The 26,646-nt window shown below is 70.4% G+C and carries 25 protein-coding genes, 1 tRNA gene and 1 other RNA gene; 16 read left to right on the forward strand and 11 right to left on the reverse strand.

Features of this window, described 5'->3' with window-relative positions:
- Positions 1 to 72: 72 nt before the first annotated feature.
- Positions 73 to 158: transfer RNA gene (locus KBO27_RS31450), tRNA-Ser, on the reverse strand.
- 122 nt (positions 159 to 280) lie between these two features.
- On the opposite strand from KBO27_RS31450, the gene ffs reads away from it, so the two are divergent.
- Together ffs and KBO27_RS31460 are read left to right on the forward strand one after the other, a co-directional pair.
- Positions 281 to 375: signal recognition particle sRNA small type (gene ffs, locus KBO27_RS31455), an RNA gene on the forward strand.
- Between the two features lie 58 nt (positions 376 to 433).
- Entirely contained in the window at positions 434 to 2,662 is a 2,229-nt protein-coding gene (locus KBO27_RS31460; protein WP_210973500.1) for a DNA polymerase III subunit gamma and tau, read from the forward strand.
- A gap of 6 nt (positions 2,663 to 2,668) precedes the next feature.
- Here KBO27_RS31460 and KBO27_RS31465 read toward each other — a convergent pair whose 3' ends face one another.
- Positions 2,669 to 4,471, reverse strand: a complete 1,803-nt coding sequence (locus KBO27_RS31465) for a S9 family peptidase (protein ID WP_210973501.1) — start codon at positions 4,469 to 4,471, stop codon at positions 2,669 to 2,671.
- A 160-nt stretch (positions 4,472 to 4,631) separates the two neighbouring features.
- Between KBO27_RS31465 and KBO27_RS31470 the strand changes: the two genes are divergently transcribed.
- The 8 genes from KBO27_RS31470 (at position 4,632) to KBO27_RS31505 (ending at position 12,335) form a co-directional block, all read left to right on the forward strand.
- Positions 4,632 to 4,952 (forward strand): YbaB/EbfC family nucleoid-associated protein, encoded by a 321-nt coding sequence (locus tag KBO27_RS31470; protein WP_235877941.1) that lies wholly within the window; start codon positions 4,632 to 4,634, stop codon positions 4,950 to 4,952.
- Between the two features lie 230 nt (positions 4,953 to 5,182).
- Positions 5,183 to 5,779 (forward strand): recombination mediator RecR, encoded by a 597-nt coding sequence (recR, locus tag KBO27_RS31475; protein WP_132673322.1) that lies wholly within the window; start codon positions 5,183 to 5,185, stop codon positions 5,777 to 5,779.
- A 327-nt stretch (positions 5,780 to 6,106) separates the two neighbouring features.
- Positions 6,107 to 7,801 carry an ABC transporter substrate-binding protein gene (locus KBO27_RS31480; RefSeq protein ID WP_210973502.1) on the forward strand — a complete coding sequence of 565 codons (1,695 nt, stop codon included), beginning with the start codon at positions 6,107 to 6,109 and terminating at the stop codon, positions 7,799 to 7,801.
- A gap of 84 nt (positions 7,802 to 7,885) precedes the next feature.
- Positions 7,886 to 8,899, forward strand: a complete 1,014-nt coding sequence (locus KBO27_RS31485; RefSeq protein ID WP_210973503.1) for an ABC transporter permease — start codon at positions 7,886 to 7,888, stop codon at positions 8,897 to 8,899.
- A 6-nt stretch (positions 8,900 to 8,905) separates the two neighbouring features.
- Positions 8,906 to 9,838: an ABC transporter permease gene (locus KBO27_RS31490; protein ID WP_210973504.1), complete on the forward strand. Its 933-nt coding sequence runs from the start codon at positions 8,906 to 8,908 to the stop codon at positions 9,836 to 9,838.
- A 12-nt stretch (positions 9,839 to 9,850) separates the two neighbouring features.
- Complete coding sequence (locus KBO27_RS31495) at positions 9,851 to 10,849, forward strand: ABC transporter ATP-binding protein (RefSeq protein WP_210973505.1); 999 nt, start codon at positions 9,851 to 9,853, stop codon at positions 10,847 to 10,849.
- A gap of 144 nt (positions 10,850 to 10,993) precedes the next feature.
- Positions 10,994 to 12,079, forward strand: coding sequence for an ABC transporter ATP-binding protein (locus tag KBO27_RS31500; RefSeq protein WP_210973506.1), 1,086 nt, complete (start codon positions 10,994 to 10,996; stop codon positions 12,077 to 12,079).
- A 79-nt stretch (positions 12,080 to 12,158) separates the two neighbouring features.
- Positions 12,159 to 12,335 carry a hypothetical protein gene (locus tag KBO27_RS31505; protein WP_210973507.1) on the forward strand — a complete coding sequence of 59 codons (177 nt, stop codon included), beginning with the start codon at positions 12,159 to 12,161 and terminating at the stop codon, positions 12,333 to 12,335.
- Between the two features lie 55 nt (positions 12,336 to 12,390).
- Here the strand turns inward: KBO27_RS31505 and KBO27_RS31510 are convergent, their stop codons facing one another.
- Positions 12,391 to 13,290, reverse strand: a complete 900-nt coding sequence (locus KBO27_RS31510) for an EamA family transporter (RefSeq protein WP_210973508.1) — start codon at positions 13,288 to 13,290, stop codon at positions 12,391 to 12,393.
- 72 nt (positions 13,291 to 13,362) lie between these two features.
- On the opposite strand from KBO27_RS31510, the gene KBO27_RS31515 reads away from it, so the two are divergent.
- Positions 13,363 to 14,274: a LysR family transcriptional regulator gene (locus KBO27_RS31515; protein WP_210973509.1), complete on the forward strand. Its 912-nt coding sequence runs from the start codon at positions 13,363 to 13,365 to the stop codon at positions 14,272 to 14,274.
- Here KBO27_RS31515 and KBO27_RS31520 read toward each other — a convergent pair.
- Entirely contained in the window at positions 14,263 to 15,879 is a 1,617-nt protein-coding gene (locus KBO27_RS31520) for an alpha-amylase family protein (RefSeq protein ID WP_210973510.1), read from the reverse strand. The two genes, KBO27_RS31515 and KBO27_RS31520, sit on opposite strands and share 12 nt — an antisense overlap.
- Entirely contained in the window at positions 15,876 to 16,088 is a 213-nt protein-coding gene (locus tag KBO27_RS31525) for a hypothetical protein (protein WP_246538646.1), read from the reverse strand. Before KBO27_RS31525 ends, KBO27_RS31520 begins: the two co-directional genes overlap by 4 nt.
- A 439-nt stretch (positions 16,089 to 16,527) precedes the next feature.
- On the opposite strand from KBO27_RS31525, the gene KBO27_RS31530 reads away from it, so the two are divergent.
- Positions 16,528 to 17,157 carry a DedA family protein gene (locus KBO27_RS31530; protein WP_210973511.1) on the forward strand — a complete coding sequence of 210 codons (630 nt, stop codon included), beginning with the start codon at positions 16,528 to 16,530 and terminating at the stop codon, positions 17,155 to 17,157.
- A gap of 208 nt (positions 17,158 to 17,365) precedes the next feature.
- Here the strand turns inward: KBO27_RS31530 and leuA are convergent, their stop codons facing one another.
- Positions 17,366 to 19,159 (reverse strand): 2-isopropylmalate synthase, encoded by a 1,794-nt coding sequence (leuA, locus tag KBO27_RS31535; protein ID WP_210973512.1) that lies wholly within the window; start codon positions 19,157 to 19,159, stop codon positions 17,366 to 17,368.
- 251 nt (positions 19,160 to 19,410) lie between these two features.
- Between leuA and KBO27_RS31540 the strand changes: the two genes are divergently transcribed.
- Both KBO27_RS31540 and KBO27_RS31545 read left to right on the forward strand, forming a co-directional pair.
- Complete coding sequence (locus KBO27_RS31540; protein ID WP_210973513.1) at positions 19,411 to 19,761, forward strand: hypothetical protein; 351 nt, start codon at positions 19,411 to 19,413, stop codon at positions 19,759 to 19,761.
- Between the two features lie 85 nt (positions 19,762 to 19,846).
- Positions 19,847 to 21,706 carry an FUSC family protein gene (locus KBO27_RS31545; RefSeq protein ID WP_307870728.1) on the forward strand — a complete coding sequence of 620 codons (1,860 nt, stop codon included), beginning with the start codon at positions 19,847 to 19,849 and terminating at the stop codon, positions 21,704 to 21,706.
- A 6-nt stretch (positions 21,707 to 21,712) separates the two neighbouring features.
- On the opposite strand, the gene KBO27_RS31550 is transcribed toward KBO27_RS31545, so the two are convergent.
- From KBO27_RS31550 to KBO27_RS31560, 3 genes are all read right to left on the reverse strand, one after another.
- Positions 21,713 to 22,807 carry an aminotransferase class V-fold PLP-dependent enzyme gene (locus KBO27_RS31550; protein WP_307870729.1) on the reverse strand — a complete coding sequence of 365 codons (1,095 nt, stop codon included), beginning with the start codon at positions 22,805 to 22,807 and terminating at the stop codon, positions 21,713 to 21,715.
- A gap of 224 nt (positions 22,808 to 23,031) precedes the next feature.
- On the reverse strand, positions 23,032 to 23,655 hold the full coding sequence (locus KBO27_RS31555) for a permease prefix domain 1-containing protein (RefSeq protein ID WP_210973514.1): 624 nt from the start codon (positions 23,653 to 23,655) through the stop codon (positions 23,032 to 23,034).
- Positions 23,652 to 23,981, reverse strand: a complete 330-nt coding sequence (locus KBO27_RS31560; protein WP_210973515.1) for a PadR family transcriptional regulator — start codon at positions 23,979 to 23,981, stop codon at positions 23,652 to 23,654. Before KBO27_RS31560 ends, KBO27_RS31555 begins: the two co-directional genes overlap by 4 nt.
- Before the next feature lie 85 nt (positions 23,982 to 24,066).
- Between KBO27_RS31560 and KBO27_RS31565 the strand changes: the two genes are divergently transcribed.
- Both KBO27_RS31565 and KBO27_RS31570 read left to right on the forward strand, forming a co-directional pair.
- Positions 24,067 to 24,492 carry a DUF2269 family protein gene (locus tag KBO27_RS31565; protein ID WP_210973516.1) on the forward strand — a complete coding sequence of 142 codons (426 nt, stop codon included), beginning with the start codon at positions 24,067 to 24,069 and terminating at the stop codon, positions 24,490 to 24,492.
- Between the two features lie 3 nt (positions 24,493 to 24,495).
- Positions 24,496 to 24,732, forward strand: a complete 237-nt coding sequence (locus tag KBO27_RS31570) for a hypothetical protein (protein ID WP_210973517.1) — start codon at positions 24,496 to 24,498, stop codon at positions 24,730 to 24,732.
- A gap of 87 nt (positions 24,733 to 24,819) precedes the next feature.
- On the opposite strand, the gene KBO27_RS31575 is transcribed toward KBO27_RS31570, so the two are convergent.
- On the reverse strand, positions 24,820 to 25,410 hold the full coding sequence (locus tag KBO27_RS31575; RefSeq protein WP_210973565.1) for a nitroreductase family protein: 591 nt from the start codon (positions 25,408 to 25,410) through the stop codon (positions 24,820 to 24,822).
- 109 nt (positions 25,411 to 25,519) lie between these two features.
- A complete protein-coding gene (locus KBO27_RS31580; RefSeq protein WP_246538650.1) occupies positions 25,520 to 26,632 on the reverse strand; it encodes a putative hexosyltransferase in 1,113 nt (370 codons plus the stop codon).
- Between the last annotated feature and the right edge of the window lie 14 nt (positions 26,633 to 26,646).

Consider the following 26,646-nt stretch of genomic DNA (forward strand, 5'->3'; position numbering starts at 1 on the left):
CTACTGAGACGAAAACTGAGACTGGACATGCGAGAGGCCCGGAAGCGAGATCGCTTCCGGGCCTCTGACCTGCGGAGGATACGGGATTCGAACCCGTGAGGGCTATTAACCCAACACGATTTCCAATCGTGCGCCTTAGGCCGCTCGGCCAATCCTCCGTGCGGAAGCCTAACAGGGCGATTCGGCGAAGCGGATAGGGGGTCTGAGCTGCGGTGACCACTGGTGGCGCGAGTCGCGGGCCCCGGTTTTACGGGCGGGGGCCGCGTCTGGGTACACTGTCCGTGGACCTCGTGCGGCGTCCATCCTGTGAACTCCCCCAGGGCCGGAAGGCAGCAAGGGTAAGCGGGCTCTGACGGGTGCACGGGGTCCCCTTACTTTTCAGGGAAGCTCACCCTGGTCCGAGTTGTCAGCCCGACCGCGTAGGGTTCCGACCGTGGCGCTCGCCCTTTACCGCAAGTACCGTCCGTCGACCTTCGCCGAGGTCGCCGGGCAGGAACACGTCACCGAGCCGTTGCGGACCGCGCTGTCCGCCGGGCGGATCAACCACGCGTACCTGTTCTCCGGCCCTAGAGGCTGCGGCAAGACCTCCAGCGCGCGCATCCTGGCGCGGTCGCTGAACTGCGCCCAGGGACCGACGGCGGACCCGTGCGGCGAGTGCGACTCCTGCGTGTCGCTCGCGCCCGAGGGCGGCGGCAGCGTCGACGTCGTCGAGCTCGACGCGGCCAGCCACGGTGGTGTCGACGACACCCGCGAGCTGCGGGACCGCGCGTTCTTCGCGCCGGCCCAGTCGCGGTACCGGATCTTCATCATCGACGAGGCCCACATGGTCACCACGCAGGGCTTCAACGCCCTGCTGAAGATCGTCGAGGAGCCTCCGGAACACCTGATCTTCGTCTTCGCCACCACCGAACCGGACAAGGTGCTGACCACCATCCGGTCCCGGACCCACCACTACCCGTTCCGGCTGATGCCGCCGGGCGTGATGCGCGAGCTGGTGGAGCGGATCTGCGCCGATGAGGGCGTCAAGGTCGAACCGGCGGTGTTCCCGCTGGTCATCCGGGCTGGTGGCGGTTCGGCGCGAGACACCCTGAGCGTGCTCGACCAGCTGCTGGCCGGTGCCGGGGACGAGGGCGTCACCTACGAGCGGGCCGTCGCGCTGCTCGGGGTCACCGACGTCGCGCTGATCGACGACATGGTCGACGCGCTCGCGGCGGGCGACGCCGCCTCCGTCTACGGCACGGTCGAGCGGCTGGTGGAGGCCGGGCACGACCCGCGCCGCTTCGGTTCCGACCTGCTGGACCGGCTGCGCGACCTGGTGCTGCTCAGCTCCGTCCCGGACGCGGGCGAGCGGGGTCTGGTGGAGACCACTGGCGACGAGCTCACCCGCATGCAGCAGCAGTCCGAGCAGCTGGGCGCGGCGACGCTGTCGAGGTTCGCCGAGATCGTCCACACCGGACTGTCCGAGATGCGCGGAGCCACGGCGCCGCGCCTGCTGCTGGAACTGCTGTGCGCGCGGATGCTGCTGCCGGCCGTGTCCGACTCGGAAACCGCGCTGCTGCAACGGCTCGAACGCGTCGAGCGCCGGATGACCATCGCGCCGGGCGAGGCCCCGGCCGCGGAACCCGGTGCCGCGCCCCCGGTTTCGAGTGACGGCGACAGGCCGAAGCGGGTCTTCCAGCGACCGCACGAGCGCGCCGCCGCCGAAACCGCGCAGGAGGCGCCCGCGCCGAAACCGGCGGAAACCCCTGCCGCGCAGGAGAAGCCCGCGCCCGCTCCGGCGCCTGAACCGGCACCGCAGCGGCCCGCCGCGCAGGCCGAGACGCCCGCCGCAGCATCGCAGCCGCAGCGTCCCGCCGAGCCGCCGCGCCCGCCGGAACCGGCCCCGGAACCCGCCCGGCCCGCTGCGTCCGCTCCCGCCGCGCCTGCCGCCTCGCAGCCCGCCGCGTCCGCGCCGAACGGGTTCGACGCCGCGGCCGTGCGCCGGGTGTGGACCGACGTGCTGCAGGGCGTCGCCAAGCGCAACCGGCCGACGCAGGCGCTGCTGCTCAACGCCACCGTGCAGGACCTCAACGACGGCGTGCTGGTGCTGTCGATGCCGACGTCCGGGCTGGTCAAGCAGCTCGCGCAGCAGCGGCGGCTGGACTTCGTCCGGGAATCGCTGCGCGAGGTCGTCGGCGGCGAGTGGGACATCCAGTGCGTCGAAGCCGGGGCGGCCCCGCCCGCCCGGCCTGCCGCGCCGAAGCAGCCCCCGCAGCCACCGCAGCGCCCGTCGCAGCAGCAGGCCGCCGCGCCGCCGCAGCAGCCCGCGGAGCAGCGCCCGCCGGAGCCGAAGCCCTCCCAGGGCAACGGGCAGGGCCCCAACGGTGCTGCTCAGCAGCGCAATCCCGGTGGTGCGCGCGGTGGTTCGGTTCCGCGCCCGCCGGAACCCGATGACATCCCGCCGCCGCCGGAGCCCCCGGACGAGGAGCCCCCGCCGGACGACATCCCGCCACCACCGGAGCCGCAGCGCCCCGCAGCACCGGAACCGGAGGACGAAGACCCGGAGTCGATGCTCGCGGAGTCCTCCCCGATGGAGGCCGGAACGCGCGTCGGGCGCGATCCCGACTCGGCGGCCGTCGAGCTCTTCGAACGGGAGCTGGGCGCTCGCCGCATCGAGGGCTGACGTCGGTCAGCCGAGGTGCCGGCCCAGGAAGGCGAGGGCCTTCGGGTAGGCGTCGAGGCGGTTGGAGCGCTTGGCGAGACCGTGGCCCTCGTCGGGGTACACGTGGAACTCGCACGCGACGTCGTTGCCGCGCACCGCTTCCACGATCTGCTCGGCCTCGGTCAGCGGCACGCGCGGATCGTTGGCGCCGTGGAGGACGAACAGCGGCGCCGCGATGGAGGAGACGCGGGTGAGCGGGGACGCCTCGCGGAGGAAGTCGGCATCGGTGGCGAGGCTGCCGTACTCGCGTTCCCGGTGGGCCCGCCGGTAGGGCGCGGTGTTCTCCAGGAACGTGACCAGCGAGGAGATGCCGACGATGTCCACGCCCGCCGCCCACAGCCCGGGCTGGAAGGCCAGTCCCGCGAGCACCATGTAGCCGCCGTAGGAACCGCCCCACAGCGCGGCGCGGGAGGGGTCGACACCCACCTCGGGCAGCCACCGGTGCAGGTCGGCGAGGTCGTCGACGGATTCGAGCCGGTTGCGGGCGTCGTCGGCCGAGTACCAGTTCTTGCCGTAGCCGGTGGAGCCCCGGACGTTGGGCACCAGCACCGTGTGGCCGCGCGCGACCATCGCCTGCACCAGCGGGTGGAACGCGCGCACCGACTGGCTCTCCGGGCCGCCGTGGATGAGCAGGACGGCCGACCCGTCCGGCTCCGCCGGGGCGTAGCGGAAGCACGGGATCTCCTGGCCGTCGCGAGCGGGAACCCGGTGCGTGGTCGGCTCGGCGAGGGCTTCCCCGGCCAGCTGCGCCGCCGAGAACGTCAGCGGGGCGCAGGTGCGGGCGGTGGTGTCCACGATCAGCACGTCACCGGGAGAGGTGGGGGAGCTGAAGGTGAGCGCGGCGAACCGGGAGTCCGGTGACCAGACCGGCTCGGGCAGCGGGAATCCGCACCAGCCCTCGGTCGGCAGCGCGATGGCCATCAGGTGCTCGCCGGTCTCGGCGTCGTGCAGGGCGGGCCGGTGCGCGCCGTCGACGGCGGTCAGCACCAGCAGGGTGCGCCCGTCCGGCGACAACCGGCCGGTGAGGTCGTGCGTCGGGGAGGTCACCAGCCACCGGGGCTCGCCAGTGCGCGGGTCCAGTCGCGCGATGCCGGTGTGCTCGCGCTCGGCGTCGCTGGTCACGACGAGCCCTCCGGCCTGCCACCCGGGGTTCAGGTGGCGCGCGGCGACGTCGCGGCCGGTGAGCGCGCGCAGCCGGTCGGCTCCGGTCTCGGGCATGGTGTCGGCCAGGATCACCTGGTCCGACAGGGGTTTCGCGGCGGGCACGGTGATGGCCGCGTAGCGGGAGTCGGGGGAGACCGAGACCTCGGCGACCATGCCGCCGCCGTCGTAGAGGACGTGCTCCTCGCCGGTGACGACGCTGCGGATCACCACGTCGAAGTCGACGCCGTTGCGGCGGTTGGTGGCGTAGACGATGCGGCCGGGCAGCACGTCGAGCAGCCGGTGCACGTGCTCGGGGTCGCGGACCAGCGGCTCCAGTTCGGACAGCCGGGCCGGGCGCCGCCGGCGGTCGTCGAGGCGCAGCAGCGAGAGCTGGCCGCGTTCGTTGCCGTCGCTGTCGTGCTGCACCACCACGGCGCGTTCGCCGGGCAGGTACCGGCCGGTGACGGCACCGGCCAGCGCGGTCAGCTCGGTGCGCCGGTCGTCGGCGAGCTCCACCAGTTGCACCGACCCGGACTCGTCGCAGCCCGCGAGCACCCGTCCGTCGTCACTCACGTCGAACGCGCGCCAGGTGGTCAGTTCCAGGAGCCGCGTGATGTCCAGCGTCACGTGATCACCCTGTCACGTCGCGTGATGACGACCAAGCCGACCGGACGAGACGGCCCCGGAACCGGGTCGCGGCAGAACCTCTACGCTGGTCTTGTGCCCCGTGCGGGGGTACTCACCCGGGCGATGAGGAGTAACGGTGCAGCCAGGTGGCCAGCCGAACATGCAGCAGATCATGGAACAGGCGCAGAAGATGCAGGAGCAGCTGATGTCTGCGCAGCAGGAGCTCGCCGATGCGGAGGTCACCGGGAGTGCCGGTGGCGAGCTGGTGACCGCGACCGTCACCGGTGCCGGGGAGCTCAAGGGACTGGTGATCGACCCGAAGGCGGCCGATCCCGAGGACACCGAGACGCTGGCGGACCTGGTCGTGGCGGCCGTTCGCGACGCCAACAGGGCCGCGCAGGAGTTGCAGGCGCAGAAGATGGGCCCGCTCACGGGCGGCCTGGGCGGCGGCCTGGGCGACCTGGGCCTGCCAGGCCTGTGATCAGCGAGGAGGTTGGTGGTCTGCTTGCGTGGCGGTGCGGTTAGCGGAACCTGAGGCGGCCCTCCTGCTCCGGGCGCCCCGACTCATGTATGCCAATACACAGCGTCGAGGCGTCCTCGCAGGAGAACCACCTCAGAACCCGCGGCGGTGCCGGCTGCTGGGCTGGTGAACGAGAAAGCGGCTCCGCCGCTTGGAAGACCACAACATCCGCAACTTCTAAGCGAGTCGACGTGTACGAGGGTCCGGTACAGGATTTGATCGATGAGCTGGGACGTCTTCCCGGCATCGGTCCGAAGAGCGCGCAGCGCATCGCCTTTCACCTGCTGGCCGCGGAGCCGGCGGACGTGACCCGGCTGCAGGAGGTCCTGCAGCAGGTCAAGGAGGGCGTGGTGTTCTGCGACGTCTGCGGCAACGTCTCCGAGGAGACGACCTGCCGCATCTGCCGGGACGCCCGGCGGGACAAGACGCTGGTCTGCGTGGTGGAGGAGCCCAAGGACGTGCTCGCGGTGGAGCGCACCCGCGAGTTCAAGGGCCGCTACCACGTGCTCGGTGGTGCGCTGGATCCGCTGTCGGGCGTCGGACCGGATCAGCTCCGGGTCCGGGAGCTGCTGGCGCGGATCGGGACCGACGAGATCAGCGAGGTGATCATCGCGACGGACCCGAACACCGAGGGCGAGGCGACCGCGACATATTTGGTGCGGATGTTGCGCGACTTCCCGGGTCTGAACGTCACGCGGCTCGCTTCCGGACTTCCGATGGGTGGCGACCTCGAGTTCGCCGATGAATTGACGCTCGGTCGGGCGCTGTCCGGTCGGCGTTCGATGTAGTAGGCGCGAACGTTTAAAACGCGAACAAATCAATAGCGAGAACGGCGGCGCCTTTCTTCTCGGACTCCCGGGAGGTCAGGCGCCGTCTTCGTGTCCGAGGAAACAAGTCGCCAGGGTCTTGACTAGGACGATTCCTTCCTCTATTCGCCCGCGTTTAGCGGAGAACTCGCAGTTCTGGCAAGGTCCCTCTTTTGCCCGATTGATCCGAGTTCGCTAAGGATCGCCTAAGTAGCGCGATCGTAACCTTGATTGTTCCATTCCCCTCCTTTCGAGGGTTACTCTCACGGAACTCTGCTGCCTCTGGACACAAACGGGTGGGTAAATCCAATGAGTAGAGCTCCATCGGTGCGGCGAAGCGGAACCCGCTCTCTGCGTCGGATCATCACGGTCGGCATCGCATTCGCCACTGCTGCGTCCCTGGCGGGCTGCGCGCAATCCGAGCGCGGGGCCGGTGGCGGAGAGGGCGGCACCTTCACCTTCGGTGCGGCCGGTGCTCCGGACCTGTTCGACCCCTTCTACGCCTCCGACGGGGAGACCTTCCGCGTCACCCGCCAGCTGATGGAGGGCCTGGTCAACTTCAAGCCCGGCTCGGTCGAGGTCGAACCCTCGCTGGCCGAGAGCTGGGAGCACACCCCGGACGGCAAGACGTGGACGTTCAAGCTGCGCAGCGGCGTGAAGTTCCACGACGGCACGGACTTCAACTCCGACGCGGTCTGCAAGAACTTCCAGCGCTGGTACAACCAGACCGGGGCCGGGCAGAACAACGCGCTGTCCTACTACTGGATCGAGAACTTCGGCGGCTTCGCCGACGGCAAGGCGCCCTCGCTGTTCCAGAACTGCGAGAACCCGGACCCGACGACCGCGGTCGTGCACCTGACCCGCGCGACCTCGAAGTTCCCCGACCTGCTGGGCCTTCCGTCGTTCAGCATGCAGTCGCCGACGGCGATGGAGAAGTACAAGGCCAACGACGTGCAGGCGCAGGGCGACAGCTTCGTCTACCCCGAGTACGCCAAGGCCCACCCGACCGGCACGGGGCCGTTCAAGTTCGACTCCTACGACCAGTCCAACGGCACCATCAAGCTGGTCCGCAACGACCAGTACTGGGGTGACAAGACCAAGGTCAACGAGCTGATCTTCCGGATCATCCCGGACGAGACCGTCCGCAAGCAGGAGCTGGAGTCGGGCGCGATCGACGGCTACGACTTCCCCAACGCCGCCGACCTGAAGGCGCTGCGCGACGCGGGCCACAACGTCCAGGTCCGCGACCCGTTCAACATCATGTACCTGGGGATCACCCAGAAGAACAACCCGGCGCTGCAGAACCTCAAGGTCCGGCAGGCCCTGGCCCACGCGGTGGACCGGGAGACGCTGGTCAAGGCCAACCTGCCGGAAGGCGCCTCGGTGGCCAGCCAGTTCTACCCGCAGAACGTCGACGGCTACGCGCCCGACGTGCAGCAGTACCCGCACGACCCGGCCAAGGCCAAGCAGCTGCTCGCCGAGGCGGGCGCGTCGAACCTGACGGTGAACTTCTACTGGCCGACCGAGGTCACCCGGCCCTACATGCCGGACCCGCAGGGCATCTACAACGCCCTCGCCGAGGACCTGCGCGAAGCGGGCATCACCGTGAACCCGGTGAGCAAGCCGTGGAACGGCGGCTACATCGACGACGTCGACAACGCCAAGGCCGACATCTTCCTGCTCGGCTGGACCGGTGACTACAACACGCCGGACAACTTCATCGGCACGTTCTTCGGCACGCCGACCAACCGGTTCTACACCGCGGGCGCGCCGTGGGGCGAGGACCTGGCGGGGCAGCTGCAGGCGGCCGACTCCGAGCCGGACGAGGCCAAGCGCACCTCGATGTACCAGGACATCAACCGCAAGCTGCTGTCCGAGTACCTGCCCGCGGTCCCGCTGTCGCACTCGCCGCCGGCGATCGTGACGAGCTCCCGAGTCCAGGGTCTGGTGACCTCACCGCTGACCGCCGAAGAGTTCGCTTCGGTGAGCGTCTCGGAGCAGTGATCCCGCGGTGCTGCGCGCGGGACCGGTTCGCACCGGTTCCGCGCGCAGCACCCGGTTCGCTGACTTGAACACGGGGGTTTTCGCGTGCTCCGCTTCACTGTTCGACGACTGGGACAGCTGGTCCTGGTCGTCTTCGTCCTGTCGATGCTGCTGTTCGGCTGGCTGCGCATGCTGCCGGGCGGACCGGTCTCGGCACTGCTGGGAGACCGCGCCACACCGGCGGCGCGGGAGCAGCTCGAGAAGGCTCTCGGGCTCGACCAGCCGATCTTCGTGCAGTACTTCAAGTTCCTCGGCCGGGCGATCACCGGCGACTTCGGCACCTCGACCGGGGTGCAGCGCGGTGACTCCGCGCTGGACGTGTTCATCACGCGCTTCCCGGCGACGCTGGAGCTGTCCATCCTGGCGCTGGCCCTGGCCGTGGTGGTCGGCATCCCGCTCGGGTACCTGGCCGCCCGCAAGCGCGGGGGATGGCTGGACAACCTGAGCATCACCTGGTCGCTGGTGGGCGTCGCCGTTCCGGTGTTCTTCCTGGCGTTCCTGCTGAAGTTCGTCTTCGCCATCGAGCTCGGCGCGCTGCCCGCGTCCGGGCGGCAGGACTCGGCGATCAACGCCACCCGGGTCACCGGCTTCTACATCCTCGACGGGTTGCTGACCCGCGAGTGGGACGCCTCCTCCTGGAACGCGCTGGTGCACCTCATCCTGCCCGCCATCGCGCTGTCGACCATCCCGTTCGCGGTGATCTTCCGGATCACCCGGGCCGCGGTGCTCGACGTGATGGACGAGGACTACGTGCGCACCGCGCGCGCGAAGGGCCTGGGGCAGATGGTGATCCGGCGCAGGCACATCCTGCACAACGCGATGCTGCCGGTGGTCACCACCATCGGCCTGCAGACCGGTGCGCTGCTGGCGGGCGCGGTGCTGACCGAGCGGGTGTTCAACATCGCCGGCATCGGGCAGGCCGTCGCGATCGGCTTCGAACGCAAGGACTTCCCGGTGCTGCAGGTGGTCATCCTGGCTTCCGCGATGGTCTACGTGCTGGTCAACCTCGTCGTCGACCTCTCGTACGCGTTGATCGACCCACGACTGCGGACACGGTGAGGGACGATGGTGCTCAACACGCAGCGCAAGGACAAGCTCGACGCGCTGGCGGAGTCGGCCTCCGACGCCGGTGTCAGCCTCGCCGCGTCGGCCTGGCGGAGGTTGCGCCGCAACCCGGTCTTCATCGTCGGGGCCCTGGTCATCGTGGCGTTCGTGCTGCTGGCCCTGCTGGCGCCGCTGATCGCGCCGCACGACCCGGCGCAGCGCCTGCTGGAATCGCAGGTCTCCCGCGCGGAGAACACGATCCCGCCGTCGCAGCCCGGATTCCCGCTCGGCGGTGACCAGTACGGCCGCGACCTGCTGTCCCGGCTGCTGCTGGGTTCTCAGCAGACGTTGTTGGTGGCGGTGCTGGCCACCGTCATCGGCCTCGGCGGCGGTCTGGTGCTCGGCCTGCTCGCCGGTGCTTTCGGCGGCTGGGTGGACTCGCTGGTCATGCGCATCGCCGACGTGATGCTGTCGGTGCCGTCGCTGCTGCTGGCGGTGTCGATCGGCGCGCTGTTCGCCGAGCAGACCCAGTTCACCGTGATCCTCGCGGTGGCGATCGTGCAGGTGCCGATCTTCGGGCGGCTGCTGCGCGGCACGATGCTGGCGCAACGCAGCAGCGACCACGTGCTGGCGGCGCGGGCTCTCGGCGTGAAGGAGAGCGCGATCGTGTTCCGGCACATGCTGCCCAACGCGCTGGGGCCGGTGATCGTGCAGGCCACGCTGGTGCTGGCGGTGGCCATCATCGACGCGGCGGCGCTGTCCTTCCTGGGCCTGGGCGCGGCCGACGACTCGGTGCCGGAATGGGGCCAGATGCTCGGCGGCGCGCAGGACATCATCGACTCGCACCCGCAGCTGGCGTTCTGGCCCGCGGGGTGCATCATCCTGGTCGCCTTCGGTTTCACGCTGGTCGGCGAGTCGCTCCGCGACGCGCTGGACCCCAAGCGGCGCCGGTAAGGGGAGTTGGCAATGGCATTGCTGGAAGTTCGCGACCTCTCCGTGGTCTTCGCCCGCAAGGGCGAGCCGCCGGTGACCGCGGTGGACGGGATCTCCTTCGACGTCGAACCGGGCAAGACCGTCGGCCTCGTCGGCGAGTCCGGATGCGGCAAGTCGGTGACCTCGCTGGCGATCATGGGTTTGCTGCCGCCGCGCGGGGCGGAGGTGTCGGGCTCGGTGTCCTTCGACGGCACCGATCTGCTGACGATGCCGAAGAAGGAGCTCGACGCCCGGCGCGGCAAGGACCTGAGCATGGTGTTCCAGGACCCGCTGACCTCGCTGAACCCGGTGGTTCCCATCGGGTTGCAGGTCTCCGAGGTCATCGAGCGGCACCGAGGTCTGCCCCGCAAGCAGGCGATGCCCGAGGCCGAGGAGCTGCTGCGCAAGGTGGGCATCCCGGACCCGAACCGGCGGCTCAAGGAGTACCCGCACCAGCTCTCGGGCGGGATGCGGCAGCGGGCGCTGATCGCGATGGCGCTGGCCTGCAAGCCGCGGCTGCTCATCGCGGACGAGCCGACGACGGCGCTGGACGTGACGATCCAGGCCCAGATCCTCAAGCTGCTCTCGGAACTGGTCGCCGAGACCGACACCGCGCTGATCATGATCACCCACGATCTCGGTGTGGTGGCGGGGCTGTGCGACGAGGTGAACGTGCTCTACGCCGGTCGCGTGGTGGAGCGCGCGGCGCGGCACGAGCTGTTCGCCCGGCCCAAGCACCCCTACACCGCAGGCCTGCTGGCCTCGATCCCGCGACTGGATTCGCCCCGCGGGCAACGCCTGTCGCCGATCACGGGTTCGGTGGCCGACAACATCCCGTGGGACACCGGGTGCGCGTTCTGCCCGCGCTGCCCGAACGCCACCGAGGTGTGCGAGCGCGAGACCCCCGAGGTCAGCGTCGACGCGGGAGCGCGGTTGCTGCGCTGCCACAACCCGGTTCGCGAGCCGATCTCGAACAGCATGGAGGCGTCATGAGCGACAATCTCGTCCCTCGCGCTCGTGTAAGCCGACCGGGTGCGGGTGTCCCGCAGAACGGAGTGGCGTCATGAGCGACAATTTCGTCCCTCGCGCTCATGTGAGCCGACCGGGTGCGGGTGTCCCGCAGGACGGAGTGGCGTCATGAGCGAAAGTTCCGTGGCCGGCGCTCAGGACGGCGTGAGCGAGGACGTGCTCGTCGAGCTGAACGACGTGAAGGTGCACTTCCCGATCAAGAAGGGCGTGGTGCTCGACCGGACGGTCGGCCACGTCTACGCCGTGGACGGGGTGTCGCTGAGCATCAAGCGCGGTGAGACCTACGGTCTCGTCGGGGAATCCGGTTGCGGCAAGTCGACGCTCGGTCGCGCGGTCCTGCGGTTGGAGAAGCCGACCGGCGGCGAGGTCGTCTTCGACGGCACCGACCTGTCCGGCATGAAGGGCGAGAAGCTGCGCACGATGCGGCAGCGGATGCAGATGGTCTTCCAGGACCCGCTGTCCTCGCTCGACCCGCGCCAGTCGGTGGAATCGCTGCTGGTGGAAGGCATGCGGGCGCACGGCCTGGCCAAGGACAAGGCGTCCACCGACGCGCGGCTGCGCGAACTGCTCGACGCCGTCGGGCTGCCGCCGACAGCGCTGCGCAAGTACCCGCACGAGTTCTCCGGCGGGCAGCGCCAGCGCGTCGGCATCGCCCGCGCGCTGTCGGTCGGCCCGGAGCTCGTGGTGGCCGACGAACCGGTGTCGGCGCTGGACGTCTCGGTGCAGGCCCAGGTGCTCAACCTGCTGGAGGACCTGCAGGAGGAGTTCGGCCTGACCTACCTGGTGATCGCGCACGACCTCGCCGTGGTGCGGCACATCGCCGACCGGGTGGGCGTGATGTACCTGGGCGGCATCGTCGAGGAGTCCACATCGGACGCTCTCTACGAGCAGCCGCTGCACCCCTACTCCAAGGCGCTGCTGTCGGCGGTTCCGGTGCCGGACCCGCAGGTCGAGGACTCCCGCGAGCAGATCCTGCTCACGGGCGACCTGCCCTCACCGGCGAACCCGCCGTCGGGCTGCCGGTTCCACACCCGCTGCCCGTGGCGGCAGGAGGAGCGCTGCGACACCGAACGCCCGGTGCTGCGGGAGATCGGATCGGGTCACCGGGTCGCCTGCCACTTCGCCGAGCAGATCCGCGACGGCGAGCTCCAGCCCCGCTCGGTGACGCCGGAAGCGGTCGTCCCGACGGCGTGATCCTGGCGGTTTCCCGCGAGCCCGTTCCGTCGCGGCCGACGTCCACATAGGATCTTCGGCTGGAGGAGGGAGGTCGCGCGTGAGGTACAGCAGCGCGCTCCGGTGCTCGGCCTGCGAGCACCGGGCGATCCTGGACCGCACCGTCGCCGTCCGGCTTGTCGCCGAGACCAACCAGGCGCTGGTGCTCTACGACTGCCCGGTGGGAAACGGCGTGCACGTCAGGAATCCGGATTTCGAGAGGGGCCCGATCGCTTGATGTGGTGAGGGATCGTTGATCCTGACCAGGTCGACCGATCGGGCCCTTCCGGGCGTCACACGGGTGTCGGCTCCAGCGCCGGTCGGCGCCGGGCGATCCGCATGCTGCCCAGCAGCACCCCGCCGACGACCACCGCCCCGGCGGCGAGCTCGAACGGGTGCGGCTGCTCGCCGAGGATCAGCCAGGCCGTGCTGAACCCGACCACCGGCACCAGCAGCGAGAACGGGGCCACCGTGCTCGCCGGGTACCTGCCGAGCAGCGTCGTCCACAACCCGGATCCGACCACGGTGGCCAGCAGCGACGTGTAGGCGAGACCGGCCAGCGCGGCCGTCCCGGTCGGGGAGTCCAAGACCGTCGCGACCGCGTGCCAGCCGGTCGTCGGCCCCTCGAACACCGCGGACGCCGCGAACATCGGCACCGGTGGGACGATCGCGATCCACAGCGAGAGGTGCAGCGGGTTCGGCGCTTCCGCCTTGCGGCTGCACAGGTTGCCCAGCGCCCAGGAGAACGCGCCGCACAGCGTGATCAGCATCGGCAGCAGCGTCGCGGTCTGCGCGCGGTGCCACCCGATGGCGACCATGCCCAGCACCGCCGTGGTGATGCCCAGCACCTGCACCGGCGTGAGCTTCTCGCGCAGCAGCAGCGCGCCCAGCAGCACGGTGAACGGCGCCGACCCCTGCTGCACCAGCGAGGCCAGCCCGGTCGGCATGCCGATCTTCATCGCGACGAACAGGAACGCGAACTGCAAGGTCCCGAAGAACAGGCCGTAGCCGATCAGCCAGCGCCACTTCACCTGCGGGAACGGCACGAAGAACAGGATCGGCAGCAGCACGGCGAAGCGCAGCCCGGCGAAGAAGAACGGCGGGAAGTGCCCCAGCCCCTGGTCCAACGCGATGAAGTTGCCGCCCCAGAACACTGCGACGACCACCGCCAGCAGGCGATCTCTCGTGGTCATACCGATCAGCCTGCGGGGGCCATCTGTGAAGCACAAGCAATACTATGTGCAGGTACTGTGTAATATTCCTCTATGGACGTTCGCAGGCTGAGACTCCTGCGCGAGCTGGCCGATCGCGGCACGGTCACCGCGGTCGCCCACGCCCTGTCCTACACGCCCTCTTCGGTGTCGCAGCAGATCCGGGCCCTGCAAGCCGAGGTCGGGGTGCGGCTGACCGAACCGGCCGGACGTGGCCTGCGCCTCACCGACGCCGGCTGGGCGCTGGCCACCCGCGCCGATGAGGTGCTGGCCGCGCTGGACCGGGCTGAGGCCGAACTCGACACCTACCGCTCGTCGCCGCGCGGCGTGGTGCGCGTCGCGCTGTTCCCCTCCGGTGCGTTCCTGTTGCTCCCGGGCGTGCTGCGGCGCATCGCCGAGCACCCGGCGGTCCGGCTGGAGGCTCGCGACGTCGACATGGTGCCGTCGGAGGTCCCCCGGCTCACGGCCGACTTCGACCTGGTCGTCACGCACCGGGACGACCAGGCAGCGCCGCACGACGGCGAGCGGGTCGCGGTCACGCCGCTGCTGCGCGAGCCGCTGGACGTGGCGATGCCGCTCGGGCACCCGCTGGCCGGCCGCGAACGCGTCGAGCTCACCGAGCTGGTCGGCGAACCCTGGCTGAGCGTCGACATCGGCTTCCCGGTCGACGACGTGCTGCGCTCGCTGGCGGTGCGCACCGGTGTGCGGCCGACGGTCGTCCAGCGCATCAACGACTTCCGGGTCACCGAAGCGCTCGTCGCCGCGGGTCACGGCATCGCGCTGCTGCCCAGGTACACGGTGAACAGCTCGCAGCTCGTCATGCGTCCGCTCGCCGGGGTCCGCGCGGGCCGCAACATCGAGGTCGTCTCCCGCAAGGGCGCCACCGAACGCCCGGCCGTGCAGGTCGCCCTGGACGCGCTCACCGCCGAGGCCCGCGCCCGGACCGAGGCCAACTCACCGGGGTGAGCGGGCGGCCGCCCAGCGGCAGATCGCGGCGAGTTGTTCGCCGTGCTCGGCGAGCGTGCCGTCCACGACGCCCACGACGGGCAGGTGGCCTTCGCGCACCACGTCCGGCGGCCTCGGGATGTAGCCCTTCTCGTGCACACCCGTGCTGCCCGGGCCCGGGGTGCCCTCGGCGAGGTGGCCGGTGGTGCGGGCGTAGCGCGACAGGACCCGGGGTCGGCGCAGGTCGCGGTCGGTGCCGAACCACTGCTGGCTCAACGGGAACAGCGCGCTGAGCGCGTCCCACCAGCCCTCGGCGGCCAGCACCAGCCCCGGATGCCGCTGGTGCAGCTCCTCGACCAGCAGCCGGTACCCGTCGAACACGTCGTGGCGGGGGTCGTTGAAGTAGTAGCCCACGGTGTCCAGGAACGCCGCGTCCACGCCGAACTCGTCGACCAGAGCGGAGATCGACTCCACCAGGTGCGCGCGGAACCCGGGCTCGGCGGGGTTGAGGAAGACCTGGTCGCCCTCGCCGGAGCGGTCGGAGTCCCAGTCGGGGCGGTTGAGCAGCTCCGCGTAGCGGTCGGTGTCGTTGCGCATCACCGCCCGCTCCCAGTCGGGGTACTGCGCGACGTTGGCGCCGTGCCCGCCGAACATCGGCATCAACCGGAACCCGAGCTCGTGCGCGGTGCGGACGAGCTCGGCGAACCCCTCGTCGCCGCCGAGATCAGCACCGGGCCGGTAGCGCGGGTAGGCGTAGTAGTAGCGGCCTTCCCAGCCGGGCAGGTAGGCGAGCACGCGATGCGGGGCGATGTGCTGCGCGATGAAGCGAAGGGCCTCGCTCATCTGCGGAAACGTGTTGAACACGTAGCCGGTCCAGTGCTGGCCGTGCAGCGTCACCACCAGCGCGGTGTCGCGCAGCCAGCCGGGCACGTCCGGCCGGGACTCCCACGGCCGCAGGCCGTGCGCCTCCTCGACGAACCGCAGGTGCTCGTCCAGGTCCTGGTCCGGCGACGAGGCGTCCTGGCGCAGCCGGACCTCCGGGACCCGGCACGTCGTCCCGCGCGCCGACGCGGCGGGCACGTGCAGCAGCTCCACGATCGGCTCGGGGGAGTGGGCGGGCGTGTTGACGTGCAGCACGTGCCTGCGCACCGACGGGTCCCGGACGCTCAGCAGCGAGCAGTCGGTCTCCGCGCCGACGGCGACCCACGGCGTCGCCCAGTCCGGGCCCGGGTACTCCAGCTGGAAGCGCTCGTGGTGGCTGTGCGAGCGGCCGGTGTTCGGCGCCCACCAGCCGGCGTTCAGCTGCCGCTCCGGCAGACCGCGCAGCAGCAGCTTGACGGCCTTGATCGGCTCGGTGTGCTCCGCGGTGATCGACCAGCTCAGCACGCCGTCCCGGAGCGCGACCTCGACGTCGACGACACCGGCGTCGACGGTGCGCTGCTGCCCGAGCGCGGCGTAGCCGGTGCGCAGGTGCGCGCGACCGGCGTCGACGAGCGGTTCGGCGGGCCGCAGGCCGTAGCCGTTGGTGGTGGTGAACACCTGCACCGACCAGCTCAGCGGGCCGCCCGGCACGGGGAAGCGCGGATCGCGGGAATCGAAGCTCAGATCGGTGTCGATCAGGCTCATCTCGGCACCGATGCGTAGCCGATCGCCTTCTCCACCAGGTAGGCGAGGCTCTCGGCTTCCTCCGCGGTGAAGATCAGGGTGTCCCCGGGCGGTAGCACGACGCCGACGCGGTCACCCATGACCAGCACGGTCACGTTCCCGCAGCCGTTCGACGTGGCGCACTCGATGCGCCACCGCAGCTGCTCCGTCGGATCTTCGGTCGGCCACATAGCCACATCACTGAACCGTGCGAACTCTCGAACATCAAGTTTCATAGACCGTTCGAGTGATGGTCTGCTGGGGGTAGAAGAGGAGAAGCGGCCGTGCCCCGACGTTTCCCCCGTCTGCGCCGCTTCTCCTCAACTAGTTCTCCCCCAGGGGAGGTGCCTGCATCCCTGCGACGTGCGTCCATGATGCCCGTTCGCGGCGCCGGGCAATACCGACTTTGGTCGAGTCCGTTCCCCGATTTAGCGTGAGGGTCGTGCTCGGCCGATGGGCCGTGCGGGCTAATGGATCCCCGGGTCCCGCCCGCTCTGCCCTGTTACCGGAGTTGTGCCCGTGACCGGCGATTTCCCGCCACCCGCCACCCGGTGCCCGGTGGCGGTCGAGCGGCAGTCCGTACCCTTGCAGGAGCCGAACTGCGCTTGCCCCCGACCAGAACGGATTCCCATGATCGAGTGGCTGAACACGATCCCAGCCGGGGTGATCTACCTGGTGGTCGCGGGGATCATCGGGCTGGAGAGCGTGGGAATCCCACTTCCCGGCGAGATCCTGCTGGTCAGCGCCGGTGTCGCGGCCTCGCACGGGGTGGTCAACCCGATCCTGCTCGCCACCTTCGCCTCGATCGGGGCGATCGTCGGCGACTCGATCGGCTACGCCGTCGGCAAGCGCTTCGGCCGCAAGCTGCTGACCTGGCTGGGCACCAAGCTGCCGAAGCACTTCGGCCCCAAGCCGCTGGCCCAGGCGGAGAAGCTCTTCGATCGCTGGGGAGCCTGGACGGTCTTCGGCGGCCGGTTCGTGGCGATCCTGCGCATCCTCGCCGGGCCGCTCGCGGGCAGCCTCGGCATGCCCTACCGCAAGTTCCTGCTGGCCAACGCGACCGGCGGCATCGCGTGGGCGGGCCTGGTGACCGCCCTGTCCTACGGGTTCGGCCTGGTCGCGGGGCAGTGGTTCCACCGCTTCTCGTGGATCGGCCTGGTCATCGCCGTCGCCTTCGCCTGGTGGAGCACCCGCATCATCCAGAAGCGGGTGGAACGAGCCGAAGCAGCAGAAGAACCGGAACCGGCCCAATCCACCTGACCCTCCCGGCCAGAACCACCCCTCGGCAGAACCCCCTCACCCCAGCACGGTGATGACCGGAATACGGCGGTAATCGGTCCCCCGATTACGGCGGTAATCCGGGTGGTGAACGGAATACCGCCGTAATCAGGACCCGGAACACCGCCGTATTCGGGTGCCGGATTACGGCTGTAATCGGGTTAGCCGAGCCGGGGACGGCCGGGTCGGGTCAGCGGGAGGCCCGGTTGGCGGCCGAGACGACTGCGCGGAGCATGGCCGCGATCGTCGAGGTGTCCACGCCGACGCCCCAGAAGACGTCGTCGCCGACGGCGCACTCCAGGTAGGCCGCGGCGCGCGCGTCGTCGCCCGAGGTGAGCGCGTGCTGGTGGTAGTCCAGGACGCGGATGTCGTAGCCCACGGTGCTCAAGGCGTCCACGAACGCCGATACCGGCCCGTTGCCGCGACCGGTGATCTCGCGCTGCTCGCCGTCCACGACCACCGACGCGGTGATCGTCTCGTCGCCGGACTCACCCGACGAGCTCTGCCGGACCAGCTTCAGCGGAGCGTCGGCCTCCAGGTACTCGGCGGAGAACGCCGTCCACATGTCGGCCGGGCTGACCTCGCCGCCCTCGCCGTCGGTGTGGGCCTGCACGGCCTTGGAGAACTCGATCTGCAGCTTGCGCGGCAGCTCCAGCTGGTGCTCGGTCTTCATCACGTAGGCCACGCCGCCCTTGCCGGACTGCGAGTTGACCCGGATGACGGCCTCGTAGCTGCGGCCCACGTCCTTGGGGTCGATGGGCAGGTACGGGACCTCCCACGGGTGCTCGTCGACGGACCGGCCCGCCTTCTCGGCCTCGGCGCTCAGCGCGTTCAGGCCCTTGTTGATGGCGTCCTGGTGGCTGCCGGAGAACGCGGTGTAGACGAGCTCGCCGCCCCACGGGTGCCGCTCGGCGACCGGCAGCTGGTTGCAGTGCTCGACGGTGCGCTTGACGTAGTCGATGTCGGAGAAGTCGATCTGCGGGTCGATGCCCTGGCTGAACAGGTTCATGCCCAGCGCGACCAGGTCGACGTTGCCGGTGCGCTCGCCGTTGCCGAACAGGCAGCCCTCGATGCGGTCGGCGCCGGCCTGGTAGCCCAGCTCCGCGGCGGCGATGCCGGTGCCGCGGTCGTTGTGCGGGTGCAGCGACAGGATCACCGAGTCGCGGCGGGCCAGGTTGCGGTGCATCCACTCGATGGAGTCCGCGTAGACGTTCGGGGTGGCCATCTCGACGGTGGCGGGCAGGTTCAGGATGACCGGCCGCTCCGGGGTGGGCTGCAAGATCTCGGTGACCGCGTCGCACACCTCGACCGCGTAGGACAGCTCGGTGCCGGTGTAGGACTCGGGCGAGTACTGGAACCGGAAGTCGGTGTCCGGGTACTTGCCCGCCAGCTCCAGGGCCAGCTCGGCGCCCATCTTGGCGATCTTCTTGATGCCTTCGCGCTCCTCGCGGAACACCACGCGGCGCTGCAGGATCGACGTCGAGTTGTAGATGTGCACGATGGCCTTCGGCGCGCCCTCCAGGGCCTGGAAGGTGCGCTCGATCAGCTCCGGGCGGCACTGGGTCAGCACCTGGATGCGCACGTCGGAGGGGATGGCGCCGTCCTCGATGATCTCGCGGACGAAGTCGAAGTCGGTCTGGCTGGCCGCCGGGAACCCGACCTCGATCTCCTTGTAGCCCATCTGCACGAGCAGCTCGAACATGCGGCGCTTGCGGGCGGGCGACATCGGGTCGATCAGCGCCTGGTTGCCGTCGCGCAGGTCGACGGCGCACCACAGCGGGGCCTGGGTGATCCGCTTGTCCGGCCAGGTGCGGTCGGGCAGCGACACGTCCTCGACGAGCTCGTGGAACGGCTTGTACCGGTGGAAGGGCATCGAGCTGCCCCGCTGGGGGTTCCACGACGGCTGACCGGCGGGCGCGGGCTTGGACGGCTTGCGCACACGGCCGGTGAACGGGGCCTGCGCGTCGGGGTTGTTGCTGCTCATGAGAGGCGTTCTCCTGGTCGCTTACCGGTTCTCGGACTGCATGGGAGACCGGCGCGTTCGTACCCCGCGACGAGGGGCCGGTCTAGGAGACCCCGTCGCGGCGGCGAAGCAGGAGAACGCGAGCCACGGAGCAAGGCTAACCGCAACAAGGGCCCGCAACGCAAGCGGCCTTTCCAGATCGTGGGACCGGACGGCCGTTCGCGGGCGAACGAGCCTCCCGATTTCGCCGGTTCTCGTGCAACACTGTGATCGTGACCGAGGAAGTTCGTACCGGGGCCCGCGAGAGCGGCGTGCGACGCGCTGACCTGCGACGCGGATGGAGCCGTTTCGTCGACGCGCTGATCCTGGTGGTGCGCTGGGCGGGGTTGGTGTGCGCCTCGCTGCTGGCGATCCATGTGATCCTCACCATCGGCAGCGCGAATCCGGACAACGGCATCACCCGGTTCGTGGCCTCCGTCGCCGATCCGCTGGCCCTCGGCTTCCAGGACCTGTTCACCCCGGCCGACCCGCAGCTGGCGGTCCTGCTCAACTACGGCATCGCAGCCTTGTTCTGGCTGGTCATCACCTCGATCGCCCGGCGGATCCTCGCCGCCCTGCGCTGAATCGGCGTTGGCGGTGTGACGCACACCGTCGTGTGATCCCGTCTTCGCGGAGACCGCCGCGGCAGCCCTGCTTGGCAGGATCGGGGTGACCCCCGGTCGCTCGGCGTGGAGCGCAGGCCCCGGCGACCCGAAGGGATTGCGGTTGACCAGCGGCGCGCTCCCGAGACTCGAAGCACCTCCCTGGCTGCGGCGGATGCTGCGCCCGATCGCCATCCCGACCGACTGGACCCGCGTCGTCGCGGCCGCCGTCGGCGTCGGGGTCCCGCAGGTCGTCGGCCTGCTCACCGGAAGCACCGACGAAGCCGTGCTGGCCTCGGTCGGCGCGCTGTGCGCGAGCTTCTCCGACGTCACCGGCTCCTACCGGTTCCGGCTGCGGCGCCTGGCGATCGCCGTGGTGCTCGGCGCGATCGGCTTCGCCGCCGGCGCCGCCGCCCCCGACCCGCTGTGGGCGGTGGTGGCCGTGCTGGCGGTGTCCGTCCCGTCGGTGCTGGCCAGCAGGCTGGGGGAGCTGTGGTCCTCCGGCGGCGCGCACATGCTGACCTTCTGCGTGGTGGCGACCGGCCAGCGCTCCCCGGTGCTCGCGCTGCACGAGCAGGTCGCCTGGTTCCTGGCCGGTGAACTGCTGGTCCTGGCGCTGGCGGCGGCGACCTGGCCGGTGCGCGGAACGGCCCCGGCCAGGGACGCGGTCGCGGAGATCTTCACCGCGATCCTGCGGATGTTCGGGCCCGGCGAGACGATCACCGCCCGGCAGCGGCTGACCAAGGCGCTCGACACCGCGCACGACGTGCTCATCGGTGGCGCTTCGATGTCGCGCAGCCGGGTCCGCGACCGGCTGCACCTGATCTACCTGCGCGCGACCCCGGTGGTGGAGGCGGCGGTGTCGGTCGCGCACGCCGGGATCACCCCGCCGCTGCGCACCCGTGAGGCGCTGGCAGGACTGGCCCGCTGCGTCCGCACCGGCGAGATCCCGCCCCGATTCCAGCCGGGCCCGACCGAATCCGCGCTGGTCGGGGCGCTGGACGAGGGGATCGCCGAGCTCGTCGACGCGTTCCGCGACGCCAAGCGCTCCCCGGCCCCGGGCAGGCAGCGGGAGCGGCTGAGCATCGGTGCCACGACCTGGCGGCAGGTGCTGCGGATGCTGCTGTGCCTGGCGTTGGCCGAGGGGTTCGCCGTGCTCGCGGGCTTCGAGCAGGGCTACTGGATCGCTCTGACGGTCGCGCTGGTGCTGCGCCCCAACTCGGGATCGGTGTTCGCCCGGACCGTGCTGCGCGCGCTGGGCACGATCCTGGGTGTGCTGGTGGCGTGGGCGCTGCTGGCGCTGCTGCCGGCCGGGTGGTGGCTGGTGCCGTTCATCGTCGCCTTGGCCGGGAAGCTTCCGGTAGCGCTGAGCAGGCACTACGGGTTGTTCAGCGCGGTGGTGACGGCGCTGGTGCTGCTGCAGATGAGCCAGCAAGCGCAGTTCTACCCCGCGGCCCGGCTGGTGGACACCTTCGTCGGCTGCGCGATCGTGCTGGTGGTCGGGTTCCTGCTGCGCGGCGTGCGGGGCGGGCCGTCGCTGCGGGACGGTGTCGCCGACGCCGTCGAGTCGGTGGCCGACTACCTCTCCCGGTCGTTGTCCGGCGCCGAGCACGGGCGTCCGGCGTTGCGCCGCCGCACCTACCGGCAGCTCGCCGACCTGCGCTCCCGGCTGCAGCAGCTGCTGATGAGCCCGGACCGCCACAACGAGGCCGAGGCGTGGTGGCCGACGATCGCCGTGCTGGAGCGGGTCGTCGACGCGGCCACCGAGCAGGCCGTCAGGGCCGGCGACACCGACCTGCAGCAGGCGCAGCGCCTGGTCTCCACGATGCGCATGGTCAACCGCCGCCTGCGCGCTGATCCCGAGGTCCGCCCGGACTCCCTGCACGCCGAGATCGACGCGATCTACCACCACATGGCGGCGAGGTGATCGGAGTCAGGCGATCTCGTGGAGGGTGGCGTGCAGCCGTTCCGCGGCCTGCCAGACGTCGACGTGGGAGAGCCAAGCCGGGGCGAAGTTGAAGCGGATCAGGTCGGGCTCGGCGAACTCGACCAGCACGCTGCGGTCCGACAGCAGGTCGGCGATGCGCTGCGCCTGCTCGTGCCGCAGGCAGACCTGGGCGCCGCGCGGGGAACCGGCGGTGCGCACCTCGATCGCGGCCTCCGGGCAGAACTCGCCGATGCGCTCCAGGAACAGTTCCACCAGGCTCGACGTCTTCGCCGCGAGCGCTCCGACCGGGACACCGTCGAGGTTGGCCAGCACGTCCCGGAGTTCGGCCGCCGAGAGGGTCGCGGCCGGCCCGGCGAAGCCGTCGGCGAGCGGGTGCCGCAGGCCGCCGGTCGGGGAGGACGCCATGTGCCCTTCGGCGACGAAGCCGAAGGACGGCGCGGTCGTGCTCCCACCCAGGAACTTGTGCCCGCACCCGATCGCGAAGTCCGCGCGCCACCTGTGCAGGTCGACGTCCAGCGCTCCGGCCGAGTGGCTGAGGTCCCACAACGTCAGCGCTCCGCCACCGTGGATCCGGGCGGTGATCGGTTCAGCGTCGCGCACGGCGCCGGTGCGCAGGTCCACGTGCGACAGCGCGACCACCGCGATCGTCTCCAGCGGCAGCGAGGCGAGGTCCTCGACGCCGTCGATCAGCTGCAACCGACCGCCGATGTGGTCGGCGGCGGACTGGGCGAGGCAGCGGTCGATGCCGAAGCAGTCGCGTCCGACGGCGAGCACCGGCCGTCCGGGGCGGAGCTCGGCGGCCGCGACCAGGGCCTTGAACAGGTTGATCGAGGTCGATTCGGCGACGGTGAGCTCGCCGGCGGCCGAGCCGACCAGCGGGGCCAGGGCGTCCGCCGCGAGCCGCGCCTCGCGGCGCCACTCCGGTTCACCGGAGGTGCGGCCGCTGCGCGGTTCCCAGCGGTGCTGGACGAACCGGCGCAGTCGCGCGGGCGAGGTGCGGGGCATCGGGCCACCGCTGTGGCCGTCGAGGCGGATGACTCCCGGGACGAGGTCGTAGCGCAGGCGCAGTCCAGCGAGCACGTCGGCGTCATCAAGCGCTTCCGCGGTCGTTCTGATACTCGTCCACACGAGTGAAGTCATACCGCATCAGAGAACCACATGTAACCGAAGCGGTGATCAATTGCCGAAAATTGGAAGTGGGCGTAATGCGACCGGACCATCGTTGTGGTCCGTTCAGCTCCGGTCGGATGCCGTGGGGGGTATTCCCGGTGAACTCCCGCCGATTCCGGGATTTCGCCACCGGTTCAGCGCGCTTGTTCCGCGCACTCCCGGCACGTCTTCGCCGAGTTCGCCAGCGCCGAGTGCGCGGCTGCGGTGCCCGCGGCGATGATCAGCAGCAGCGGCCAGTTGTCCGCCAGCGGCAGTGCGGTGGCCAGGGCGATCGTGGTCAGCGGCATCGCGATGCTGGCGGCGGTGCCGGTCCAGGCCATGATCAGCGGTAGCCGGTCCGGCACCGAGAGCCGCCGGGTGATCAGCAGCGCGGCGAAGCCGACGACCGCGGCGGTGCCGGCGATGGTGGCCAGCAGCTGCGCGGTCTGCGACGGCGGGATGCCCTGATCGCGGCCGACCGTCCACGCCAGGTGCCAGCAGCCGAGCAGCGCCGGCACGGTCGCCAGCAGCGCGAACGCGGTGTGCCGGGTCTGGGCGAGGGTGAGCTCCCGCTGGCAGCTGGGCGCGACCTCGGCGGGCGTGCCGAACTCGCGCACCGCGTCCCGCACGGCTTCCTCGGGAGGCAGTCCGGCTTCGACGCGCGCCGCCGCGGTGTCGGCCAGGCCGTCGCGGATCTCCTGCACCATGCGCGCCTTGACGCGCGCGGGCCCGCGCAGTTCGGCGGCGAGCTCCTCGACGTAGCTCTCGATCGCGTTCACGCGTTGCTCCCGGGGTTGAGCACGGCGCCGATCGTGGCGGTGAACCGCCGCCAGTCGGCCCGCTCCCCGGCCAGGCTGCGCCTGCCGTCGTCGGTGAGCCGGTAGCAACGCCGACGCCGTTCCCCGATCGATTCCCAGCTGCTGGTCAGCAGGCCGAGTCGTTCGAGGCGCTTGAGGGCGGGGTAGATGGTCCCGGTGCGCAGTTCGAGCGCACCGCCGCTGCGGTTCATGACCGCGGTGATGATCGCGTAGCCGTGCAGCGGTCCTGGTTCGAGCACGGCGAGCAGCAATCCGTCCAGGTGCCCTCGAACCGCGTCCGCCTTCATGCGTCTCATCATATCGGGTGAAGGTAGGCAGGGTATATATTGTCTGGCTACTTATTGGTGCGCGATGACCCCCGGAGGTCCTGCGATGACCGCGCTGCTGCTGTCCGTGCACGTCCTGGCGGCGATCGTGCTGATCGGCCCGATCGCCGTCGCCGCCTCGCTGTTCCCCCGTCACGCCCGCGCCGAACCGGACTCCGGAGTTGCCCGGCTGCTGCACCGGATCTGCCGCGGCTACGCGATGGCCGGCATCGCGGTCCCGGTGTTCGGCCTGGCCACCGGCCTGCAGATGGGCGTCCTGGGAGACCCGTGGCTGCTGATCTCGATCGTCCTGACGGTGATCGCGGCGGCCCTGCTGGCGCTGGTGATCCTGCCCGCGCAGGCCGCGATGCTCACCGAACCGGTCGCCTCTCTCGCCAAGCGCCTGACCGCGACCACCGGCGTCTTCAACCTGCTGTGGGCGGCCGTGGTCGTGCTCATGATCATCCGCCCCGGCTCGTCGACGGGAGCCTGAGACGTGCGCGCGCTCAAGATCGCCGCGGCCGCCGAGGTCCTGACCCTGGCTCTCCTCCTGCTCAACCTCGCCACGATCCACGCGCCGGGCGTCAGCTCGCTGGTCGGCCCGCTGCACGGCACGGCCTACCTGATCACCATCGCGATGGCCCTCACGACCATCCCGACCCGAGCCCGCTGGCTCTCCGTCATCCCAGGAGTCGGAGGCCTCCTAGCCCTCTCGCGCCACCCGGCCGGGTGAGGAATTCGAATTTCGCGCGAAATTCGAGTCGAAAGTTCTGGACTCGAATTTCGCGCGAAATTCGAAAAGGTGTCTCGAAACCGCAGGTCAGAAGAGGGATGTGCCCCAGGAGTCGGTGAAGACGAGGTCGGTGAGCGGCTTGCGGACTCGGGGGCGGAGCTCCTTCTCCACGAGGCGCTCCGGCATGTCGTCGAGGTTGCCGAGGTCGCCGACCGCGATCGCCACCATGGGTTCGAAGTCGTCCGGGACCGAGAACTCCACGCGGGCCGCGTCGCGGTCGAACCCGGCCATCTGGTGCGCGTGCAAGCCCACCGCCACGGCCTGCAGGACCAGGTTCTGGGCGGCCAGCGCGAGCCCGTACTCGCCGTAGGGCATCGGTTCGCCGTCGGAGTTGATCGACTGCGCGACGCCGATCGCCAGCGCGGCCGCGTCACCGGCCCAGCTCTTGTTGCCGCGCGAGAGCGTGCCGTGGATGCGGTCGAAGGTCGACTCACCGCGGCGGGCGGCGATGAACCGCGCGGGCTGCGTGTTGCCCCATGACGGAGCCCACCGGGCGGCCTCGAACAGCGCCGTGAACTGCTCGTCGTCGATCGTCGCCGCGGGGTCCAGCGCACGTGGGCTCCAGCGCTTCGCCAGCAGCGGGTGCAGCGGAACCGAGGTGTCCGCGGTCTTGTCCAGTTCGGTCACCGAAAACCTCCCGACAGCGGAGTTCGCACTTGGAGCCGCGTTGACCACCCTCGCAGCTCAGCCGCCGAGGTTCCACCACCCGCACGCCGGGCGGGACGGGTCAGATGGCGTACTGCCACGCCGTCAGCGAGTAAGCACCGAGCCAGGAGCCGAAGAACACCAGCAGCACCGCTGTGGTGACGGCCGTGGCCGGAGTGCGCTTGCTCAGACCGATGGCGACCGGGATGAGCAGCGGGAACGCGGGCAACATCAACCGCACCTTGGAGTACATCAGGCCGTCCGAGCCCAGGTCCAGCACCAGCACGGCGGCGGCGAACAGGACCAGCGGCCACGGCAGCCGGTGCCAGACGCACAGCGCCAGCAGCACGATCGCCGCCAGCACCACCCAGACCGTGAAGGTCTCGAAGACCGACTTGTCCTCGGTCAGCGCCTCGACCACGAACTGCGCGGTCTTCGCGCCACCGTCGAACGCCGACGACCAGCCGCGGGCCTGCAGCTCGAAGTAACCGTTGATCTTGCCGGTCTGCAGCCCCACCCAGCCGATGTAGGCGATCATCCCCAGCGGTGCGAGCAGCACGGCCAGCCACGGCCGCCAGGAGTCCCGGCGCTGGACGATCGCGATCACCGCGGCCAGCCCGATCACCCCGACCAGGGCGGCGGCGGTCGGCCTGATCAGCCCGGCGGCCGCGCAGCACAGCCCGGCCAGCGGCCAGTTGCGCTCGACGACGCCGATCAGCGCCCAGATCGACAGCGCGCAGAACAGCGCCTCCGAGTAGGCCATCGACAGCACCACCGACATGGGTGCCGCGGCGAACAGCACCACCAGCAGCAGCCCGACCCGGCGGGTGCCGCCGAGCCGCTCACCCAGCCGCGCCAGTCCGTAGGCGGCGACGACGCCGCAGATGAGGCTCGCGGTGATCGCCGCGCCGATCGTGCTCACGCCCGGGATCAGCGCGATCGCCATGATCAGCAGCGGGTAACCGGGGAAGAACGCCAGCGGGGTCTCCGGGTACCGGTGCCCGAAGCCGTCCACCATGCTCGGGTTCACGCCGCCGTAGCCGTGGGCGGCGATCTCGGTGTACCACTGCCCGTCCCAGGCGTTGAGGTTGTCCAGCAGAGATTCGTCGTTGACTGCGGAGAGCCAAGCTAGTACGAGCAGTCCCACCAGCCGAATTGCGAGGTAGACCACAGCCGGGGTCAGCGCGATGATCATCCGACGCTGTTGCG

The sequence above is a fragment of the Saccharopolyspora endophytica genome (genome assembly GCF_018070075.1).
Taxonomy (GTDB): domain Bacteria; phylum Actinomycetota; class Actinomycetes; order Mycobacteriales; family Pseudonocardiaceae; genus Saccharopolyspora; species Saccharopolyspora endophytica.

Coding starts and splice junctions, on each gene's coding strand:
- KBO27_RS31470 (WP_235877941.1), top strand. CDS start 4,632: ATGCAGCAGATCATGGAACAGGCGCAGAAGATGCAGGAGCAGCTGATG.
- KBO27_RS31480 (WP_210973502.1), top strand. CDS start 6,107: ATGAGTAGAGCTCCATCGGTGCGGCGAAGCGGAACCCGCTCTCTGCGT.
- KBO27_RS31490 (WP_210973504.1), top strand. CDS start 8,906: ATGGTGCTCAACACGCAGCGCAAGGACAAGCTCGACGCGCTGGCGGAG.
- KBO27_RS31495 (WP_210973505.1), top strand. CDS start 9,851: ATGGCATTGCTGGAAGTTCGCGACCTCTCCGTGGTCTTCGCCCGCAAG.
- KBO27_RS31500 (WP_210973506.1), top strand. CDS start 10,994: ATGAGCGAAAGTTCCGTGGCCGGCGCTCAGGACGGCGTGAGCGAGGAC.
- KBO27_RS31510 (WP_210973508.1), bottom strand. CDS start 13,290: ATGACCACGAGAGATCGCCTGCTGGCGGTGGTCGTCGCAGTGTTCTGG.
- KBO27_RS31515 (WP_210973509.1), top strand. CDS start 13,363: ATGGACGTTCGCAGGCTGAGACTCCTGCGCGAGCTGGCCGATCGCGGC.
- KBO27_RS31520 (WP_210973510.1), bottom strand. CDS start 15,879: ATGAGCCTGATCGACACCGATCTGAGCTTCGATTCCCGCGATCCGCGC.
- KBO27_RS31525 (WP_246538646.1), bottom strand. CDS start 16,088: ATGTGGCCGACCGAAGATCCGACGGAGCAGCTGCGGTGGCGCATCGAG.
- KBO27_RS31530 (WP_210973511.1), top strand. CDS start 16,528: ATGATCGAGTGGCTGAACACGATCCCAGCCGGGGTGATCTACCTGGTG.
- leuA (WP_210973512.1), bottom strand. CDS start 19,159: ATGAGCAGCAACAACCCCGACGCGCAGGCCCCGTTCACCGGCCGTGTG.
- KBO27_RS31560 (WP_210973515.1), bottom strand. CDS start 23,981: ATGAAGGCGGACGCGGTTCGAGGGCACCTGGACGGATTGCTGCTCGCC.
- KBO27_RS31565 (WP_210973516.1), top strand. CDS start 24,067: ATGACCGCGCTGCTGCTGTCCGTGCACGTCCTGGCGGCGATCGTGCTG.
- KBO27_RS31580 (WP_246538650.1), bottom strand. CDS start 26,632: ATGATCATCGCGCTGACCCCGGCTGTGGTCTACCTCGCAATTCGGCTG.